Origin of the sequence: Streptomyces rubrogriseus (assembly GCF_027947575.1) — a bacterium.
In the GTDB taxonomy this organism is placed as follows: domain Bacteria; phylum Actinomycetota; class Actinomycetes; order Streptomycetales; family Streptomycetaceae; genus Streptomyces; species Streptomyces rubrogriseus.
In genome coordinates this window covers 4239801-4255914 of the sequence record NZ_CP116256.1, presented here as the reverse complement: position 1 = coordinate 4255914, position 16114 = coordinate 4239801, and the positions used below count along the sequence as shown (strand labels likewise).

Annotated in this window: 14 protein-coding genes and 3 pseudogenes; 8 read left to right on the top strand and 9 right to left on the bottom strand. The window is 70.2% G+C overall.

All coding sequences use genetic code 11. The annotated features are described in order from the left end of the window. Window positions 1-90 precede the first annotated feature (90 nt). Window positions 91-1278 (bottom strand): fumarylacetoacetate hydrolase family protein, encoded by a 1188-nt coding sequence (locus Sru02f_RS19480; RefSeq protein WP_109031262.1) that lies wholly within the window; start codon window positions 1276-1278, stop codon window positions 91-93. A 48-nt stretch (window positions 1279-1326) separates the two neighbouring features. Then, window positions 1327-3063: an IlvD/Edd family dehydratase gene (locus Sru02f_RS19475; protein WP_109031261.1), complete on the bottom strand. Its 1737-nt coding sequence runs from the start codon at window positions 3061-3063 to the stop codon at window positions 1327-1329. Window positions 3064-3169: 106 nt separating this feature from the next. Between Sru02f_RS19475 and Sru02f_RS19470 the strand changes: the two are divergent. After that, window positions 3170-3921 (top strand): annotated as a pseudogene (locus tag Sru02f_RS19470) (FadR/GntR family transcriptional regulator). 133 nt (window positions 3922-4054) lie between these two features. Here Sru02f_RS19470 and Sru02f_RS19465 read toward each other — a convergent pair. The 3 genes and pseudogenes from Sru02f_RS19465 to Sru02f_RS19455 all read right to left on the bottom strand — a co-directional run. Then, window positions 4055-4318: pseudogene (locus Sru02f_RS19465) on the bottom strand (allantoin permease); the annotation flags it as partial. A 95-nt stretch (window positions 4319-4413) separates the two neighbouring features. Further along, window positions 4414-5319 carry an arginase family protein gene (locus Sru02f_RS19460; protein ID WP_109031259.1) on the bottom strand — a complete coding sequence of 302 codons (906 nt, stop codon included), beginning with the start codon at window positions 5317-5319 and terminating at the stop codon, window positions 4414-4416. Between the two features lie 130 nt (window positions 5320-5449). Further along, on the bottom strand, window positions 5450-6220 hold the full coding sequence (locus Sru02f_RS19455) for an SOS response-associated peptidase (protein WP_109031258.1): 771 nt from the start codon (window positions 6218-6220) through the stop codon (window positions 5450-5452). Window positions 6221-6789: 569 nt separating this feature from the next. Between Sru02f_RS19455 and lepB the strand changes: the two genes are divergently transcribed. Then, window positions 6790-7452, top strand: a complete 663-nt coding sequence (gene lepB, locus Sru02f_RS19450; RefSeq protein WP_109031257.1) for a signal peptidase I — start codon at window positions 6790-6792, stop codon at window positions 7450-7452. Window positions 7453-7744: 292 nt separating this feature from the next. Here the strand turns inward: lepB and Sru02f_RS19445 are convergent, their stop codons facing one another. Both Sru02f_RS19445 and Sru02f_RS19440 read right to left on the bottom strand, forming a co-directional pair. Then, window positions 7745-7999, bottom strand: coding sequence for a hypothetical protein (locus Sru02f_RS19445; RefSeq protein ID WP_109031256.1), 255 nt, complete (start codon window positions 7997-7999; stop codon window positions 7745-7747). A gap of 291 nt (window positions 8000-8290) precedes the next feature. After that, window positions 8291-8704 (bottom strand): hypothetical protein, encoded by a 414-nt coding sequence (locus Sru02f_RS19440; protein WP_109031255.1) that lies wholly within the window; start codon window positions 8702-8704, stop codon window positions 8291-8293. Between the two features lie 651 nt (window positions 8705-9355). Here Sru02f_RS19440 and Sru02f_RS19435 point away from each other — a divergent pair. Together Sru02f_RS19435 and Sru02f_RS19430 are read left to right on the top strand one after the other, a co-directional pair. Further along, a pseudogene (locus tag Sru02f_RS19435) lies at window positions 9356-9690 on the top strand (transposase); the annotation flags it as partial. A 147-nt stretch (window positions 9691-9837) separates the two neighbouring features. After that, on the top strand, window positions 9838-10281 hold the full coding sequence (locus Sru02f_RS19430; RefSeq protein WP_109031254.1) for a nuclear transport factor 2 family protein: 444 nt from the start codon (window positions 9838-9840) through the stop codon (window positions 10279-10281). Between the two features lie 431 nt (window positions 10282-10712). Here Sru02f_RS19430 and Sru02f_RS19425 read toward each other — a convergent pair whose 3' ends face one another. Together Sru02f_RS19425 and Sru02f_RS19420 are read right to left on the bottom strand one after the other, a co-directional pair. Next, entirely contained in the window at window positions 10713-11210 is a 498-nt protein-coding gene (locus Sru02f_RS19425) for a WapI family immunity protein (protein WP_244941793.1), read from the bottom strand. Between the two features lie 278 nt (window positions 11211-11488). Beyond that, window positions 11489-12022: a GNAT family N-acetyltransferase gene (locus Sru02f_RS19420; protein ID WP_109031253.1), complete on the bottom strand. Its 534-nt coding sequence runs from the start codon at window positions 12020-12022 to the stop codon at window positions 11489-11491. Between the two features lie 1050 nt (window positions 12023-13072). Here Sru02f_RS19420 and Sru02f_RS19415 point away from each other — a divergent pair. From Sru02f_RS19415 to Sru02f_RS19400, 4 genes are all read left to right on the top strand, one after another. Further along, entirely contained in the window at window positions 13073-13273 is a 201-nt protein-coding gene (locus tag Sru02f_RS19415; RefSeq protein WP_244941792.1) for a hypothetical protein, read from the top strand. A 172-nt stretch (window positions 13274-13445) separates the two neighbouring features. Next, window positions 13446-14468 (top strand): alcohol dehydrogenase catalytic domain-containing protein, encoded by a 1023-nt coding sequence (locus Sru02f_RS19410; RefSeq protein WP_109031252.1) that lies wholly within the window; start codon window positions 13446-13448, stop codon window positions 14466-14468. A 32-nt stretch (window positions 14469-14500) separates the two neighbouring features. Further along, a complete protein-coding gene (locus Sru02f_RS19405; RefSeq protein WP_159107517.1) occupies window positions 14501-14644 on the top strand; it encodes a hypothetical protein in 144 nt (47 codons plus the stop codon). A 33-nt stretch (window positions 14645-14677) separates the two neighbouring features. After that, entirely contained in the window at window positions 14678-16111 is a 1434-nt protein-coding gene (locus tag Sru02f_RS19400) for a carboxylesterase family protein (RefSeq protein WP_109031251.1), read from the top strand. Window positions 16112-16114 lie beyond the last annotated feature (3 nt).

Genomic DNA, 16114 nt, shown 5'->3' with positions numbered 1-16114 from the left:
CCAGGACGTCCCGCCGGTCGGTCGCCGCGCCGGGGTCGCCGGGTGCGGCACGGCAGGCGGCCGACCGGAGGCCTGGTGGTCCTCGGTGTCTCACAGGACGCCGCGCCGGGCCAGGTTGCGTGTCAGCGCTCGTACGCCGAACGTCCAGGGCGCGGCCTGCTCGCTCGGGACGACGGTGTTGACCAGGGCGCCGAGTCGCGGGCTGGAGATCCGCACGACGTCGCCGTACTCGTGGGTGAAGCCCGCGCCGGGTGCCTGCCGGTCCTCCGTGGGGGCGAACAGCGTTCCGGTGAACAGCACGAACCCGTCCGGGTACTGATGGTGCGGACCGTGCGTGGCGGCCACCAGGTCCAGCACGTCGCGGCTGATCCCCCGCATCGTGCTGCTGCCGTGCAGTACGTACCCGTCCGTGCCGTCGACCCGCAGGCCGATGTCGAGCCCGCGTACGGTGTCGAGGTCGAAGTCCTCGTCGAGCAGGCGGATGAACGGGCCGATCGCGCACGAGGCGTTGTTGTCCTTCGCACGGCCCAGCAGCAGGGCGCTGCGTCCCTCGATGTCACGGAGGTTGACGTCGTTGCCGAGCGTCGCACCGCGCACCCGGCCGCGCGAGTCCACGACGAGGACGACCTCGGGCTCGGGATTGTTCCACACCGAGGCGCCGAGCACCCCGATGTCGGCGCCGACGCCGACCGCGGACAGTACCGGTGCCTTGGTGAACACCTCCGGGTCCGGCCCGATGCCGACCTCCAGGTACTGCGACCACAGTCCCTCGGCGACCAGTAGTTCTCTGGCCCTGTCCGCCTCGGGCGATCCCGGACGGATGCCCTCGAGCGTGCCGCCGACCGCCTTCGTCACCCGCTCCCGCACCCGGGCGGCCTGCGCCGGGTCGCCGCCGGTGCGCTCCTCGATGACGCGTTCCAGCAGGCTGCCCGCGAAGGTGACGCCGGCGGCCTTGATCACTTGCAGGTCGACGGGGGCGAGCAGATGGGGGACGTCGCGGCGGCCGACGGGTGCTTCGAGCAGTTCGTCCAGACGCCAGCCGTGTCCTGCGTCGGCCTCGCGGACGACAGCCACCGCGTCGTCGCGTTCCATGAGGTCGGAGACGGTGGGAACGACGGCCGTCAGGTCGACTACGCGCTCGCCGCGAACGGCGGCCACACATGGCCCGTCGTACTCGGGGGCGTGAACGCGTGCGACGAGGGTCGCGCGATCGGCGTCCTCCGGCAGGACGGAGCCGGTGGTGAGGACCGGACGCGGGCGCGCTGCTCCAGGTTCCACGATCGCTGCTCTCCTGGGTTCGAGGGGTGCGGTGGTCGGGGCCCGGGCTCAGTGGGAGTCGCGGGGGACCTCGTGTCCGCGGGTTCCGCGCAGGAACCCGAAGTCGGCGCCCTGGTCGGCCTGTTCCACGTTCTGCGTGTACAGCCAGGTGTAGCCGCTGTCGTACCGCTCGTCGGGTGCCCGCCACGTCTTCCGGCGGCGGGCGAGCTCGGCGTCGTCCACGTCCAGGCGCAGGGTGCGGTTGGGGACGTCGAGGACGACGGGGTCCCCGTCGTGGACCAGGGCGAGGGGTCCGCCGACGGCGGCCTCGGGCGCCACGTGCAGGACCACCGTCCCGTACCCGGTGCCGCTCATCCGGCCGTCGCAGACGCGCACCATGTCGGTGACGCCGGCCTTGAGCAGCTTGGCGGGCAGCGGGACGTTGGAGACCTCGGGCATGCCGGGGTAGCCCTTGGGGCCCGCGTTGCGGATGACGATGACGGTGTTCTCGTCGATGTCGAGTTCCGGGTCGTCGGCCACCTCGTGGTAGGCCTCCGGGGAGTCGAAGACGCGCGCGGGGCCGCGGTGGGTGAGCAGGTGCGGTGACGCGGCGGACTGCTTGATCACGGCCCCGTCGGGGCACAGGTTGCCGTGCAGGACGGCGATACCGGTGCCGGCCGGCTGGAAGGGGGCGTCGAGTCGGGTGATGACGTCGGAGTCGAAGCGTTCGGCTTCCTCGGTGTTCTCGGCGATGGTGCGTCCGGTGACCGTGATCTGCCCGCCGTGCAGCAGATCGCCGTCGAGCAGTTCGGCCAGGACGGCCGGGAGGCCGCCCGCGTAGCAGAAGTCCTCCATGAGGTACTTGCCGCTGGGCATCAGGTTGACCAGGGTCGGCACCGCGCGCGCCAGGTCGTCGAAGTCCGACAGGCTCAACTCGACGCCGACACGTCCGGCGAGGGCGGTGAGGTGGATGATGGCGTTCGTGGAGCCGCCGATGGCCGCGTTGACCCGGACGGCGTTCTCGAACGCCTCCCGGGTCAGGATCCGCGAGGGGCGCAGCTCCTCCTCCACCATCCGCACGATGCGCTGCCCGGCCGCCTGCGCGGTCTCCATCCGGCGGGAGTCGACCGCGGGCCAGGCCGCCGAGCCCGGCAGCTGCATGCCGAGCGCCTCGGCCATGCAGGCCATGGTCGAGGCGGTCCCCATCGTCATGCAGTGCCCGTTGGAGCGGGCCATGCAGCCTTCCGCGAAGTAGCACTCCTCCTCGGTCATCCGGCCGGTCTTCAGGTCTTCCTCGAACTTCCACACGTGGGTGCCCGAACCCACGTCCTGGCCGCGGTACTTGCCGTTGAGCATCGGGCCACCGGTGACCATGACGGCGGGCAGGTCGACACTGGCGGCTCCCATGAGCATGGCGGGGGTCGTCTTGTCGCAGCCGGACAGCAGCACGACACCGTCGAGCGGGTTGGCCCGGATCAGTTCCTCGACCTCCATGGCCATGAGGTTGCGGTACAGCATGGCGGTGGGGCGCATCAGGGTCTCGCCGGTGGCCATGGTGGGGAACTGCAGGGGCAGGCCGCCCGCCTGCCACACGCCGCGCTTGACGGCTTCGGCGACGCGGGTCAGGTGGGCATTGCACGGGGCGAGTTCGGAGGCGCTGGTCGCGATGCCGATGACGGGGCGCCCGTCGAACACCTCGTGCCCGAAGCCCTGGTTGCGCATCCAGGAGCGGTACACCATCCCGCTGCGGCCCCGTGCGCCGAACCACGCCTGGCTGCGGCGACTCGTCTGCTGACCGTCCGTCATGTAGGCACTCCCGTGGCTCTGGCGTTCGTCCGCTTCGCGATGGGTCGTGGTCGGGTGGTGGCCCGCAGGCCGTACCCTGTCACACAATCATTGAATGATTCGATGAATGGCGTCCAGAGGGAAGCGGAGATCGTGGAGAATTTCCAGACCACGCACCAGCGCGTGGTCGACGAACTCGGACGGCGCATCGTGGCGGGGGTGTGGGTGCCGGGGGCCCCGCTGCCGGTCGAGGACGCCCTCGCGGCCGAGATCGGCGTCAGCCGAGGGGTGTTGCGGGAGGCGGTGAAGTCACTGGTGGCCAAGGGCATGCTGCATGTACGGCCCCGCACCGGCACGCGTGTGCTGCCTCCGGAGCAGTGGAACCATCTGGACCGTGACGTACTGCGATGGAAGCAGGCGGGAGACGCCACCGCGCTGCTGCGCGACACGGGTGAACTGCGCCGGATCGTCGAGCCGGAGGCCGCCCGGCTCGCCGCCGACCGGGCGGGCCCCGACGACGTACGAGTCCTCTACGAGTCCCTGGCGGCCATGGAGGCCGCGGCGGCGGCTCCCGGTCGCAGCGGGTACGTCGAGGCCGACATCGCCTTCCACCGGGCGCTGCTCGACGCGGGCGGCAACCGCCTCCTCGGCTCACTGGGCCGCGCTGTCGAGATCGCGCTGGAACACAGTTTCCTCATCAGCACCCAGACCCCCGGCGCGGTGGAAGCCTCACTGCCGGGTCATCGCGCCGTCGTGCAGGCCGTCGAGGCCCGTGACCCCGTGGCCGCCGCGGATGCCGTGCTGGCCCTGATCGAAGCCGCCGAACGGGAGATCGCCCAGTCACCCGGATCGCCGGGTGCCACCGGCGATGGTGTCTGACCTGTCACCACGGCGACCTGCGGAGGCCACGTCGACCGGGAGGTGGGACGCCACGGCGCTCCGTGGTCCAACGGCTCGTGGACCGCGGGCTCTGGTCGGCCCCGCCGCCCGGCCCCGGCGTTCGGACGACGGTCGGCTGCGCCGGCAGCACGTGGTCTTTGACCTTGTCCGTGCTCAGGCAGAGTGAACAGACCACGGCGTCGTGTGTCTGGCACGCGGCCAGGTCGGGACGCTCGTAGGGCTGGTGGCAGACGTGACAGTCGTACGTCGTCGCGCTCGGGTTGCCGTCGGCGTCGAGCAGTGGCTCGTCGATTCCGTCGCCGGCGCGGCGCAGGTCGTACTTGCCCTTGGTGACGACGGCCGTCAGCGGGGTGAGGACGAAGGCGATGACGGCCGCGGGTCGGTCCCGCGTTGGGCTGGCGGCCGGTTGCCTGACGGCCACCACGCCGTGCGAGCGGCGGAGCCGTCCCCCGCGTGTCCCGGTCGCGCGTCTCAGTCGGTGGTGAAGGCGGCAACCACCAGGTCGGTCAGGAGGGCGCCCGCGCTGCCGTCGGGGTCCAGGTCGGGGTCGTAGATGGTGACGTTGAGCCCCGCACAGCGCGGGGACCGTACGAGCGGGCGCAGCAGGGCGGTGAGTTCGCCGGGCAGCAGGCCGTCGGGGTCCGGGCTGTCGACCGCGGGCATGACCGAGGGGTCGAGGACGTCGGCGTCCAGGTGGACCCAGAAGCCGTCGAGGGCCGCCGCCCCGAGGTCTGCGGCGGTCGCGGCGCCCAGGCTGCCGGGGTCGGTGCGGCGGAGGTCGGAGACGGTGGTGACGGGGACCTTCAGCGCGCGCAGTTCGGCGACGTCCACGTCGTCCACGAACGCGTCCCGGGTGCCGAAGAGCCGGACGTCCTCGTCCCGGAGGTAGGGCCGCAGTCCTTCGAGGTCGGTCAGGTCCTCCTGCCCGCGCCCGGTCGCGAGGGCGAGTTCCTCGCCGCCGGCGGCGCCGATCCGGTCGGAGGTGCCCGGATGGCGGAAGTCGGGAGAGGCGTCGATCGACACCAGGCCGTACCGGCCGAGACGGCGCAGGGCCAGCGCGGCACCGAGTTGGATGGAGCAGTCCCCGCCGAGGACCAGGGTGAAGTGACCGGCGGACACGTGCCCCTCGATACGGTCGGCGAGGGAGCGCGTGTAAGCGGCGATGGCGTGTGCGTTGAAGACGCCGTCGCCCTCCTGCCAGTCGCCCCGGTCGTAGCGAGGTGGCACGACGACACCGCCTTCGAGGGCGCCGAGCCTGCGTACGATCCCGTTGTCCCGCAGCGCCCCGGCCAGCTTGTAGCAGCCGGGGACGGTGCTGGGGGCCGGGGGGCGCAGGCCCAGGTTCGAGGGGGCGTCCATGACCATGATGCTTCGCATGCCGTCATCCTTGCCGTCGGGCGGGTGACGTTCATCCTTGCCGCTGGGCGGGTGACGTTCATCCTTGCCGCTGGGCGGGTGACGTTCAACCGGTCTTTCGCGAGGCGCCGGTTGTTCGGCGGCTGAGGGCTCAACCGGGCGGAGTGGCCCCGGGCGCCGGGCCGGTGACCGCTTCGAGCAGCTGTGGGCCGTTGTTGCGGACGTTGTTGACCGCCGTGGAGACGGGGCGGGCGTCGAGCCGGCCGCCGGCGGGCTGCTCCAGGAGGTCGCGCAGCGCGCCGGTGTCCTGGCGGGAGGGGTCGAGCCACACGTCGTAGTGGTCGTCGGCGACGGTCAGCGGCATGCGGGGATGGACGCGTCCGGCGGAGTCGGTGGCCTCGGTGGTGATGATGGTGCAGGTGGTCAGCCAGGCCGACGGGTCGTCGTCGTGTCCGGCGTCCGGGTCACGCCAGTACTCGTACAGCCCCGCAAGGGCCATCGCCCGGTCGTCCGCCGCGTGGATGAAGTAGGGCTGCTTCCGGGCCTTTCCCGTCTCCGGGTCCTCGATGCGCTGCCACTCGTAGAACCCGTCGGCCGGCAGGAGGCAGCGGCGCCGGGCGAACGCGGTGCGGAAGGCCGGTTTCTCGTGGACCGTCTCCACCCGGGCGTTGATCAGTCGGGCGCCGATCTTCGTGTCCCGGGCCCAGGAAGGTACCAGGCCCCAGCGCAGCTTCCGCAGATGTCGTGCCGCCGGGGCGCCGCCACCGGCGTCGGCCGGGATGCGTTCGAGGACGGCCCACACCTCGTCGGTCGGCGCTACGTTCCAGCTCGGCGCCAGGGGATCGTCGAGGTCCCGGTCGGCGATCTGGAACTGCCGGGCGAGATCTTCAGGACCGCGGGTGGAGACGTACCGGCCGCACATGACCCAACTTTCGCGCACCCTTGGTGTTCGCCGCGACCGCACGGACCGCCCGTGTCGCACGCCAGGAGCGCCTCAGGCCCGTCGCACACACCGCTTCCGCGTGAGGCGCCGCCGATTCGGCGAGGCGCGCCGCCACTGCGCCGGTCGGGTGAGGGCAGCCGGGGATCTGATGCGGTGGCCCTACCGGGCAGTCACGCTCTCGGCAAGGTGTGTCGCCGTACGGAACCGCGCACCGGGGCGTCCTTGGCTCGGTCGCCAGCCAACGCCGGGGACGCCAGTGAGGCGACTGCCGGCACCGGCCGCATTCGACGGCCCCGGGGAGTGAAGTGCCTTCGAGGGAGACCCGGCCGGTCCGGGTCCAGGGCCGGGTCCGGGTCCGGGTCCGGCGACGGCACGGGCTGCGACCGGGGGCTGCCCCGCGGTCAGGGTTGACCGGCGGGCAGGGCTGACCGCGGGCAGGGCGCGGGTGCCGTGGCTCGGATGCGGTCCGGGCGGTAAGTGCGTTTCCGTCCGGGACGCTAATCTCTGCTGGTCCGCCCGCCCGGGGCGGTTGTCGGGGAGGGGCGTTCATGCGGCAGCGGAGAGTGGGCGGACGACTGAGAGTCGCGGGCTGGGTGTTGGCCCCGCTGGGGCTGGCCCTGGTGCTGGGGAGCACGGGCTACTTCTTCGCGCGTCACCAGGGGGTCACCGTCCAGAGCGAGTCGATGGAGCCCGGGTACCGCCAGGGCGAGCACCTGGTCGTCGAGCACATCGGCGTGAACGAAATACGCCGAGGCGACGTCGTGCTCGTTCGTGTGCCCGGCCGATACCAGGGTGCCCCGGTCCTGCGGCGGGTCATCGGGAAGGGCGGTGATCACGTGGAGAGCGACGGGGCCCGTGTCGTGGTGAACGGGAAGCAGCTCGACGAACCCTACGTACGGCGCGACGAGTTGTCCTCCGCGGCCGCACCGTACGACGTGCGGGTCCCTGACGGGCGCTTGTTCCTGCTGGGTGACAACCGGGGAAACTCGAACGACTCACGCTTCTCCCTCGACGAGCAGTCGGGCAGCGTCACGGCCTCCGGCGTGCTCGGGCGCGTACGGGAGGGGTTCGTCGTACCGCCGGTGCCGCTGGCGACCGGTGGGCTCGGGCTCGTGCTGGCCCTCGTCGGGGCGGGGCTGTGGATCGGCGGGTACACGGCCCGGCGCGACCGGCGGCCGCTCGCGGCTGCGCCGCGATGGCCCGCAACGTGAGAAGGTAGTCGTCGCCGGTCATCGTGCCGTGCTCCTTGGTCGGGCCCGCTTCGGCGTATCAGTGCGACGAACACATCGGCTGGCACCGGCCGGTGACCTCCAGCTCCAGGAACGTCACGCCGCCGGGCGCGGTGTTGGCCGACGGTTCCAGTACTGCGGTCATCCGGCCCGGGGTGGGTCGCGGCGGGGTGGAGGCGTGTGGCAGACCCGTCCCGCCGGAGGCTTGCGGTCCTGCGACGGGACGGGCGTGATTGGCGTGCGACCCTGACCCTGCGGCCGCCGCGGGGGTGCGTCAGTTCGGTGTCCGCGCCAGCACCAGGGCGAGGACCGGCACCGAGACGGCCGCCACGTGCACGAGCAGCCCGATGATCGCCTTCACAACCGCATCACCTGCACGAGAAGGACCCGGGGTCAGGATGCGGACGGCCGCCGGGTCGGGCTCCACGATGTTGACGGCACCGCAGTCGAAGCACGCCTCGCCGTGCAGCCGGACGATGCTGACGCGCCCCTCGATGACTGCGGGCGCGGACGGGAGTGTGTCCGGCATCCCGGTTCCCCCCTGGTCGTTCCTAGGCGTGGAACAGATGGTGAGGGCCGACCGAGGGCACAAGTACCCCAGCAAGGGGTAGCCGGGGGGCGGTTCAGTTCAGGTGGTCGCGCACCACTCGGCGAAGTTCGTGAGCGTCTCCGAGTCGGCACGCTTCAGGCAGCGCAGCTCCTTCCTCCGCCTTCCCGGTGCCCGACCCCGACCGGGCCGACCCGGTCCACCGCACCTGGCTGGATGCTTGTCGCTGTGGCTCGCCACGGCGTCGTCGGCGGGACCGGGCCGTCGGCCGCGTCAGTTGTTGATGTCCTCCTCGAAGTCGTTCGCGCAGGCGTCGCGCTCGCTCTGGGTGTCGGCGTGCTGAACGCAGTCGTCGAAGTCCTTGAACTCGTCCGAGTTCAAGATCGACGCGCCGATCGCGATGATCACCACGGAGGCGATGAGTCCCAGCGTCCCCAGCACTGCCGCGACGATGGACATCTTGCGGTGCGGTGCTCGGCCGCCTCGGGCCCTGCGGGCGCCGATGATGCCGAAAATCAGCGCCAGGATTCCCAGCACCACCCCGCCGACGACGGTCCAGAAGAGGAGGACGGCCAGGATCGCGAGAACGAGCGCGGCGACGGCCAGTCCGTTGCTGCGTCCCGTGTCGGCTCCGGGGTGCGTCCGTGCCGCGTCGGCGGGAGTTCCCGGGTGTTCGGGGTAAGTCACGTCATCACGCTCATCTCTGGTCGCGTCGGGACGAGTTGCCGTGCATTGCGACTGCCCCGGCGTGCGTGACGGATGCTTCCGAGGCCGTCCGGGGTCCCACAGGCCCGCGACACCGCCTGTGCGCACCAGGCGCTCACCTCGATGGGCGTGCCCGACAGTGCAGTCCGGGGCAGAACGACCGCCTGACCGCGCGGTCACATCCGGTACCGCGGCACCGTTTCGTTCCAAGTGCGGGAGAACACACGGCGACCCGCTTCCTAGCCGTCGAGCGTGACGTCCACGAAGAAACTCTGTTCGTCGCAAGGTGAGCCGGGAGTGGGTCACGACGTTGACGTCCCAGTCGTCGCGCCTGAGGTGCATGGTCCACGTCGACTCGCCACGCGCCGAGGTGAGGTCGTCGGCGGTCGCCGCGTACCGTTCGTGAGCCCGGCGGCCGACGCCGACGCCGATGTCGTCGCGGCGGATCAGGCCCCGGCACTCCACGATGTCCAGTTGGGCGTGTAGCCGATCAGGTTGCGCTTGACTTCCCAGCGTTCCTCTTCAGGTCTTCTTCAGACGCGACGCTCCTTTCAAGAACGGCGGGGTGCCCTGTCACGTCCGACCCGACCTCGCGGTCATCGAAGTCACGGAGCGGCGGACTCGACGGAGACGGTCACCGTCGACGACGGCACCGGCTTCCCCACCGCCTCCCACCTCGCCCCCTATGTCGGCCTCGCCCCGGCCACGAAGTCGTCCGGCACCTCGATCCACGGCGAACACGCGCCCCGAGGCGGAGCCGGCAGCTCAAACGGACCATGTTTCTCTCTGCCTTCGCCGCCCTGCACGAACCCACCTCCCGCACGTCTTACGACCAATGCCGGGCACGTGGGAAAACCCACACGCAAGCCCTCCTCCGCCTCGCCCGCCACCGCATCAGCGTGCTCTTCGCCATGCTCCGCGACGGCACCTTCTACGAACCACGCCCCCCCGAAGCAGCCACCGCATGACCAACTCGGGCTTGACGACGGACGTAGTAGCCCTCCACCCAGCCACTACCTCTGACGTAATCGACCACGCTCCCGTGCTGCGGCAGCGTGGTCCATGTCAACGAGATCCCGACGAGGGTTCCGGCACCTTAGGCGCGAGGAGCAACCATGCCCATCAAGTCCTCTGACCTCACCGCGAGTTCCGTCACCGACACCACCCGCCACGTCGTCCAGGAGTTCCTCGCCGCCCGGATGGCCGGGGATGTCGAGCGGCTCGTCGCGCTCTTCGCGGACGACGTCGACTGGCTACTCGCCGAGAACCCCGCCGTACCGTGGATCCGGCCGCGCTCTACCGGAGCCGAATGCGCCGCCCAGTTCACGGAGCTAGCCGACCACACGGTGGCCGAGGATGCACGGGCCTCCGTCGACACGTTCCTCGTTGACGGCACCGACGCCGTCCTGATGGGCTACCTCTCGGGGACCGTACGCGCGACGGGGAAGTCCTTCGAGGGCCCCTTCTCGCTGCGCCTCACCGTTGAGGAGGGCCGGATCACCCGGCATCATCTCTACGAGAACAGCGTATCGATCGCCGAGGCGTGCACACCTTCCTGAGTCCCCCGAGTTGTGACTCGGCTGGTGCCGGGGCAGGCCCTCGCGGAGATGGTCCGCTCGCCGAGCGGCTGGCATAGCGCGGCCTTCGGAAAGACCCATACCCGAGCCCCCTTTGCCTGGTCCGCCACCGCACCAGTGCGCTGTCTCGATGCTCCGCGACAGCACCTTCTACGAGCCCAAAACGCCGCGCGCCGCTTGACGAAAGACATAGAGGCCCCCCGCCGGACCGTCGGCCTGACCGCCATCGCCCCCCGCCGCGTGCAGCACCACGGGCGACGCCAACGAAGGCACCGTCGGCTGCCCCTCCCCCGTTGCTGCACCGCGCGGTGATCCGTTCCAGCAGTTCGGGATCCAGCATTCACCGGATCGTGGAGGGACACCCACCCCCGGCAGGTAGGAATCGGTTGTCCGGGGAGTGTCGGGTGGCTGGATCAGCGGGACGGGAGGGAAGCCAAAGGGAGGTCCCACTCGTCAGCCGCGTGCAGCAGCGCTGCGGCGTCCAAGCTGACCTCCACGCCGTACTGGTAGATGCCAGGCCCACCCTCGCCCTGTTGCCACGGAGGTGCCGCCTCCAGAGACAGATGAACGCGGATCACCTGGGTCCCGCCCTCGATTCGATGCGCGAGGCTGAAAGCCACGACCGGCTCGATGAAACACGTGTCCGGCGACAGCTCACCGTCGGCATCAGGTTCGGTGACGTCCACCGTCCCTGCGGCTACCGCGCGCAGCCATGCAGACACCTGACGGGCCTCGTCGGTGAGCAAACACGGATCGGCGAACGACCACTTTCCCTCAGAAGTCGCCACCGTGCCCTCAATGACCAGCCAGTTGTCGTCGTGCGAGTCGCCCCGAACGGTGGCGAACTGATAGCGCACTGGGCGGAGGTCGACACTGCAGGCGGGATCGTTCACCGTCGCCTCGGGCTGCACGGTCAGTCCGCTGATACGCGGCCGGGAGCCGCAATTCGTCTCCCGGTGCTGGCGCACATCCTGCCGTGGACCGTGGTCGGGGCTGTGGTCGGGCTGACCACGAGGGCCTCTCCTGCTGGCGATATCTGAAGTTGGCTCTGTCCCCAGTTCCGTGAAGGAGCGTGTCAGTGGCAGGGAGGGGCCGTCCCTGCCTGGGTGTTCCTGTCGTCGGGACCAACGCGTTCAGGGACGCAGGGGCAGTGGTCGGCTGTCTTGTGGTGATCGACGGCTGGGCGGGTTCATGCCTGGAACTCGGTGAGGTCGATGGCGTGAACGCGCAGTGGGTAGCCGTATACCGGGTGGGTCGTCTCCCGCTCGGGCGCCATGCCAAGCTTGCGGATGACGTTCTCGGAGGCGTTGTCCCCCACCCGGCTGATGCTGATGACACGGTCCAGGCCGCGGTCCTGGAGTGCGAACTCCAGTGTGGCGTGCGCGGCTTCGGACGCGTATCCCTGGCCCCAGAACGGTGAGCCGAGCCGCCAGTTGATCGCCACTGCGGGCATCACCTCCGGCAGGAACTCGGGCACGGACAGTCCTGTGAAGCCGATCAGTTCGCCCGAGGCCAGCAGTTCGACGGCGAAGAGTCCGAATCCCTCCTCGTCCCACTCCTCCTCCCAGCGTTCGATGTCCTCGGCTGTGCGGTCCAGGTCGCGCACCGAGCCGTCGTCAGTCCAGCGCATAACCCGTGGGTCGGCGTTGATGTCCGCCATCGACGCGAGGTCGTCGTCGTGCCAGCTACGGAGGAGAAGACGGGGTGTACGGATTTCGGTCATGCGCCCATCCTGCCGAAGGCAGGGACCGCATCGGTAATCCGGCGCTCGCCGGCGCTGCCGCTTCGACAGCAGGGACGAGAGGCCAGACCGATTCAGTGGCAGCCTGCCGCAGCACCAAGATCACGTACGGAATCGAGGCCAGGCTTCCATTTCAAGGATCGCCATCATCGGCCCGCCCAAGACAGGCGGCCACCACCACCGACCACCCTCCACAAATTCGCGGCATGCCCTTGACCAGCCAGGGTCGGACCCATGGTCGTACCGACCACGGGTGCCTTTCACGTGCCAGGCGGTGTGCACACTCGCAGCTGCACAGTGGTCTCGGCGCTCAATGCGCACGCGGCGGCTACACAACGAGGGCGGGGGTCCTGCGCAGCCGGAGGGCGTGGCGAGTGCGCACAACCCGGATGCACAGTCGCCTCGGGCTGCACAGTCAGTCCGCTGACACAGCCGGGAGCCAGGCCTCGTCCTCCCGCATGCCGGCACGCGCATCCTCGTCCCGTCGTGATGGTGGCTGGAGCCGGCCGCCGTGGACCTGTGGCGGCCGTGGTCGGGCTGACCACGGGTTTCGTGCCTGTTCGTGATCGTGGTCGGGTTTGTGTGGTCGGTGGTCGGGGCCGACCGGTTCCCTCAAGGTCAGCAACAACTAACCGGAGTGCGCGCGGTTTCCTGAGCGGTCGGCGGTGGATCGTCCAGGCATGTTGGCAGGTCAGGGGCGTGCGATGAGGCCGTACCCTCGGGTCCTCGATTTCTGGCACAACTCGGCCACCGCGTTACAAGTTGCTTGCGCAGCTCGGTGCGCGGTCCCGCTTCGTGGTCGTCGCCCACACGCCGGTCGTGAGGTCGGGGTTGGCGAGCGCCCACTTGAGGCATTGCGCGGTGTTAATAGCGGACACGCCGACAAAGTCGTCGAATGACCATTGGCTGTCCGCTTCTGAATGGTGGAGGTGTCAGAGACGGGCACACCATGGAGAAGTGCCGCGGCCCCCAGCTGCCCGAGGTGGCCTGGCACCCCCTAACACGGCACCATCGATGTATGAAGGAGAGGCCATGAGCGCCGCCGCACCTACGGCTCCGACTGCGCCAGGGGCGCGGTCCTGGTGGGGGATCCCGTACGCCACTGCCGAGCGGTACCGGCGCCCCGTAGTCGCAAACTTCGATCCGAACCTCCCCTACGACCGCAAGGGCGTCGTCTCCGTCCAGCCCGGCATTGTGTTCGCCTTCGCCACCGGCGAGCACTCCCGCCTGTGACCCGCTGTCCCGGACAGACCCGTCGCGTAAACCGTAGGCAACTCTTCTTTCGAGGGCACAGCCCACTATCAGCAGGTCCTCGATCTGTGGGAGGGCATCGACCGCCCTGACGGCGGGCGGGCCATCATCCGGAACAGCGTGCCGAGAGGCAAAACGGAGTGAGGATCGCGCTATGAGCCAATCAACAGCAGCTGGCGACGCCGTACAGGCGATGATGCGGGCCGTCGTCGTCACCCGGCCCGGCGGCCTCGGGGCCCTGGAGATCAAGGAAGTGCCGGTGCCCGTACGCGAGAGGGGCTGGGTGCGGATCCGGGTGAAGGCGTTCGGCGTCAACGAGTCCGAGGTCACCACCCGCAAGGGCGAGTCGGACCCGGAGGTCACCTACCCCCGTATCCCCGGCATTGAGGGCGTCGGCGTGGTCGACGAGGCCGACGAGGACAGCGGGCTGCGCCCGGGCCAGCAGGTGGCGACCATGATGGGCGGCATGGGCCGCACCTACGACGGCGCCTACGCCCAGTACGTGAGCGTCCCCGCGGCCCAGGTCATCCCGTTCGAGACCGGCCTGCCGTGGGACGTCGTCGGCGCGCTGCCGGAGATGTTCCAGACCGCGTACGGCTCCCTGACCACCGGCCTCGATCTGCGGGCGGGGCAGACGCTGCTGATCCGCGGTGGCACCTCCACCGTCGGGCTGAGCGCGGCCACGCTCGCGAAGGACCTCGGCGCCACCGTACTGTCCACCACCCGCAGCCCGGACAGAACCGGGGAACTGAGGGATGCGGGCGTCGACCACCCCCTCATCGACAACGGCACCGTCGCCGACCAGGTACGCGAGCTGATGCCGGACGGTGTCGACGCCGCTCTGGAACTGGTCGGCTGCTCGGTCCTCGCAGACACCCTGCGCACCGTCCGCCGGCACGGCACCGTCTGCTTCACCGGAGCACTGGCCGGGCAGTGGTCGATCAACGACTTCACCCCGTTCATGATCCCTGTCGGGGTGCGGCTGACCAGCTATGCGGGCGAGGCCGCCGACCTCCCGGCGGACGTTTTCGCCCGCCAGCTCGAGGCCGTCGCCGAAGGGCGCCTGAGGGTCCCGGTCGCGAAGGTCTACCACGGCCTGGAACAGGTCCAGGACGCCCAGGACGACGTCGAATCCGGCACCACCCCGGGCAAGCACGTCGTCGTCCTGGACGACTGAGAACCGATCGCGGGACGCGGCTCCCCGACGGCATGGACCCCGAGTCGTACTACCAGCACACCACCGCCGGCAATGAACGCGCGATCACGAAGCGACTCCGCCACGGGGAGCAACTGCCATCCGGCCGCGAGGCCACCAAGGACACGACCGCCACCGGCGGCGACTCTACGACCTGAGACGACACCTGATCCCCGTAAGGACTCTCTCGCATGACCAGCACCACTACCGCCGAACCGGGCGCCGTGCGTTCGTGGCTCGGCATCCCGTACGCCACCGCCGACCGCTTCCGCAGCCCGAAGGCCGTGCCCTTCGACCCCGACCTTCCCTACGACCGGAAGGGGCCGGCGCCGCTCCAGGCCGGTGACACCAGCTGGCTCGAGGCCGACAACGGGTTCAGCGAGGACTGCCTGAACCTCAACGTCTGGGCACCCGCCGACGCCGGGGGCAAGCCGCTCCCGGTCATCGTGTACGTCTTCGGCGGCGGGTGGATGCTCGGCGCGAACACGCAGACCACTTCCAACGCCTCAGGTCTCGCCGCGACCGGCCGCGCCATCGGCGTGTCCCTCAACTACCGGCTCGGCCCCTTCGGGTGGCTCTCCCTGTCCCAGTACGGCGGCGCTCTCGCAGAAGCGTCGAATCTCGGCCTGCAGCACATCATCGCCGCGTTGCAGTGGGTGCGGGAGAACATCGCCCGATTCGGTGGTGACCCCAACAATGTCACGGTCACGGGTCACAGCGCAGGCGCGTTCTCCGCCCTCAGCCTCCTCGCCGCACCGTCCGCAGAGGGGCTCTACCACCACCTGGCCGCGTTCTCGGGCATGCCATCGCGTCAGGTGCCGGCCTGGGGCGCGGAAGAGCGCGCCCACGCCGTCCTCACCGCGCTCGGGCTGCAGGACGACCCCGAGCAGCTCCTCGCCGTGGACGCGGACCTGCTCGCCAAGACGATGACCAATACGCAGTCGCCAGATCCCGGTGCCGCGCACGGCGTGGACAACGAGGTCATCGCCATCACCGATGACCGGGAGCAGCCGAACGGCGTCCTCACGGACCACCCCATGCGCGTCCTCGAGTCCGGTCAGCACCGCGACGTCGACATCCTCTTCAGCAGCACCACCCACGAGACCGACTGGTGGGTCCGGCACCGGACAGAGGACTTCGACCCGGGCAGCATCGACGCCCTCGTTGCGGAGTTCGCCAACCGGAACCGTATCCCGCGCAGCCGCGCCCGCAGGATCATCGCCGCCTACGACATCGACGGACGCACTTCTGTCGAGGTCCGCGGGGCGCTGCTCACCGACTTCTCCTTCACGTTGCCGCAGACCCGGGGCGCGCTCGCGCACGCCGCGGCCGGCGGAATCGCGCACCTGCTCGTCGTCGGCCCGGTCGAGGGAGCGCACGCCGTGCACGGCACTGAGATGTACGGCATCGTCGGCCAGACCCGCCCCGGCGCCAGCGACACGCAGATCGCCCGCGACACGTTCGTCCGGGACGCGCTGCTCGCACTTGCCTGCGGGGACACCGGTGCGCTGTGGGAGCCCGTCACCACGGTGCCGACCGCCAAGGGGATCGGCGACATGCCCTACGACGCCACCGCTCACGCCAAAGAGGTCCTCGAGACTTTCTCGGGCGTTAACCGCCCGTAGCTG

Excerpts from the sequence above, each read along its gene's own strand:
- Sru02f_RS19475 (WP_109031261.1), bottom strand. The coding sequence starts at position 3,063 with ATGACGGACGGTCAGCAGACGAGTCGCCGCAGCCAGGCGTGGTTCGGC.
- Sru02f_RS19460 (WP_109031259.1), bottom strand. The coding sequence starts at position 5,319 with ATGCGAAGCATCATGGTCATGGACGCCCCCTCGAACCTGGGCCTGCGC.
- Sru02f_RS19405 (WP_159107517.1), top strand. The coding sequence starts at position 14,501 with ATGGACCCCGAGTCGTACTACCAGCACACCACCGCCGGCAATGAACGC.
- lepB (WP_109031257.1), top strand. The coding sequence starts at position 6,790 with ATGCGGCAGCGGAGAGTGGGCGGACGACTGAGAGTCGCGGGCTGGGTG.
- Sru02f_RS19410 (WP_109031252.1), top strand. The coding sequence starts at position 13,446 with ATGAGCCAATCAACAGCAGCTGGCGACGCCGTACAGGCGATGATGCGG.
- Sru02f_RS19445 (WP_109031256.1), bottom strand. The coding sequence starts at position 7,999 with ATGCCGGACACACTCCCGTCCGCGCCCGCAGTCATCGAGGGGCGCGTC.
- Sru02f_RS19400 (WP_109031251.1), top strand. The coding sequence starts at position 14,678 with ATGACCAGCACCACTACCGCCGAACCGGGCGCCGTGCGTTCGTGGCTC.
- Sru02f_RS19420 (WP_109031253.1), bottom strand. The coding sequence starts at position 12,022 with ATGACCGAAATCCGTACACCCCGTCTTCTCCTCCGTAGCTGGCACGAC.
- Sru02f_RS19455 (WP_109031258.1), bottom strand. The coding sequence starts at position 6,220 with ATGTGCGGCCGGTACGTCTCCACCCGCGGTCCTGAAGATCTCGCCCGG.
- Sru02f_RS19430 (WP_109031254.1), top strand. The coding sequence starts at position 9,838 with ATGCCCATCAAGTCCTCTGACCTCACCGCGAGTTCCGTCACCGACACC.
- Sru02f_RS19415 (WP_244941792.1), top strand. The coding sequence starts at position 13,073 with ATGAGCGCCGCCGCACCTACGGCTCCGACTGCGCCAGGGGCGCGGTCC.